The organism is Acinetobacter sp. AB03 (assembly GCF_058107045.1).
This window is the reverse complement of sequence record NZ_JBUEBA010000002.1, coordinates 2,275,641-2,277,940: the sequence shown is the minus strand read 5'-3', so window position 1 is coordinate 2,277,940 and position 2,300 is coordinate 2,275,641. Positions and strand designations below refer to the sequence as shown.

Annotated in this window: 1 protein-coding gene; it reads right to left on the bottom strand. The window is 44.7% G+C overall.

What is annotated here, in order from left to right; translation table 11 throughout:
- Positions 1-173: 173 nt before the first annotated feature.
- Positions 174-2,300: PepSY domain-containing protein (locus ACY3FQ_RS11545; RefSeq protein WP_489774081.1), on the bottom strand; the 2,127-nt coding region annotated here is incomplete at its 5' end.

The following is a 2,300-nucleotide window of genomic DNA, read 5'->3' as shown; positions in this document are numbered from 1 at the left end:
GTTGTAAAACAAAATATAAGCCGTCTGCGAACAGTAATGACCCGATAATAAAACTAATGACTCTTTTTGATTTTTGCATACAGGCTTGTGGGGTATCGTTTACATGGATTCTAGCAAATTTATGCATGAAAAAAACCGAGCGCTGTGGCTCGGTTTTCACTTGGGCTTAGTGTTTAGTAAACATCGCGACGGTAACGCCCTTCTTGACGGAGTTGATCTAATTTTTCTTCGCCTAAGATTTCAATTAGCGCCGCATCGACATCGCTCGCCATCCCATTAATGCTACCGCAGACATAAATTACGGCACCATTTTCAACCCATGTTTTAAGCTCAGTGGCTTGTTCACGTAGTTTATGGTGTACATAGACTTTCTCTGTTTGATCTCGCGAGAACGCTAAATCTAAGCGTTGTAGCATGCCTGTAGTTTGCCACGCTTCAATCGTACTTTGATAGAAGAAATCATGTTCACGTTGACGCTCACCAAAGATCAACCAGTTTTGCGTATAGTCTAGGCGGGTACGTGCATGGAGTAGACTCATTAAACCAGCGATGCCTGTGCCGTTTCCAATACAAATGATAGGGCGGTTGTCATTGATCAAGTGGAAAGATTCATTGGTATGAATACGTAGTGCGATAGGTTGCTGAAGCTCGGCATGTTGGGTTAACCAACCAGAACCTAAGCCCAGTTCACCTTCTGAATCTTGCTGTTGGCGTACGACCAAACGTAACACTTGTTGAGTCGGTACACTTGCAATCGAGTATTCACGTGTAGGTAAAGGGCTCAACTGTTCCAGTAAATGTTCCAAATTGGCAAAAGGCTCAATCTCTGTGTTGAGGTTCTTATCCCAAAGCGCTTGCTCAATCGAAATGGCTAAAGACTCAACGATGCTCTGTGCTGCAATGTGATGCTTTTGCATAAATGCTTGGATACGTGCTGTGCTGTTACCTGGTTGAACTTCAGCAATATCACCCGCTTGCCATGTTGCATCGAAGTTGGTTTTTAGCTCAATATTATAAGCATGTGCTCCGACACTATTTGGATTGAGTACTTCACGTTGTGCCAAAGTCCATTGATCAAAGGTTTTGTCAATATTCATGGCTTGAAGCTCAAGTTTGGTTGCAGAGGCAAGAGCACTGTTCCAACGTTGAATATCATTGTTATCTGCGTTGTTGACTTCAATGGTTGCAAACAAAGCATGTGCGCCATTGGCTTTTAACCAACGGTCAATACGATGTCCAAAACTACAATAGGAGTCAGGATATTCTTGAGAGCCTAAAGCCAACACGGCATAGTGAAGGTGTGACAAATCCAAAGTTGTATTTAAAAATTTCTTTTCAAAACTACTGGCTAAGTCAGGTGCTTCACCCGTGCCATAAGTACTTGCAACAAGAAGCACTTGCTCAGCAGCTTTTAGGTCATCCTGTGTTAAGTGTTGTACAGCTTTAACGCTTACAGGTTGTCTTGCTTCTTGTAAGCTGGTTGCAGTACGCCAAGCAATTTGTTCAGAAACACCCGTTTGAGTTGCATAGGCAATGAGCCATGGTTTCGCATGTGGATCAACCGGAACATTCAACGCTCCACCACGGGCTTGCTGGGTGAGTTTCTTTTGCTTACGGCGTTTAAGATACAGCATCCAACCCGTTACAAAGAACAGTGGCATCATCAGTGATGCAAACATGGCAAAGAATTGATAAATTGGGCCAAAGAAGCTACCACGGTGCACAGGAAGCATACTGCTCATGATTTTTTCATTCAGCTTCTTCTGCTCATACAACTCCATTTTTTCAATTTGTGAAGTTTGATAATTGAAGACCGCTGAGTTTCTCGCCCGCTCATGCTGTGGAATTGCATCTACAAATGAAAGCTCAAGTGTACCGTCAGGCTTTTTCGGAATATTTAGGGTCAGGGTTGAATAGTCTCGACCAACTTGTGCGTTAAATCCTGTCCATGTTTGGGTTAAAGCAATTTGCACTTGTTCAGGAGATAAGCCTTTACGCTCGCCATGTTGTTCGCCTTGCCCACGTTCGCCACGTGCAGCGTGCTCACCTTGTGGCCCGCCACGACCTTGCTCACGTGATTCGCCACCACGAGCACCAGCCTGTTCGCCACGTGGGCCTTGAGCTGCACCAGTATTTGGACGGGGTCCTTCTTGCATTTGTGCTTGTGGGCGTTCAACGCCGAGGACTTTAAACATGCCATCGCGCCACCAATCATAAGACCAGTACAGTCCTGTACAGGCCAAGATCAGATAAAAAATCACCACCCAAGTACCAACAACAGCATGCAAATCCCAAATGAA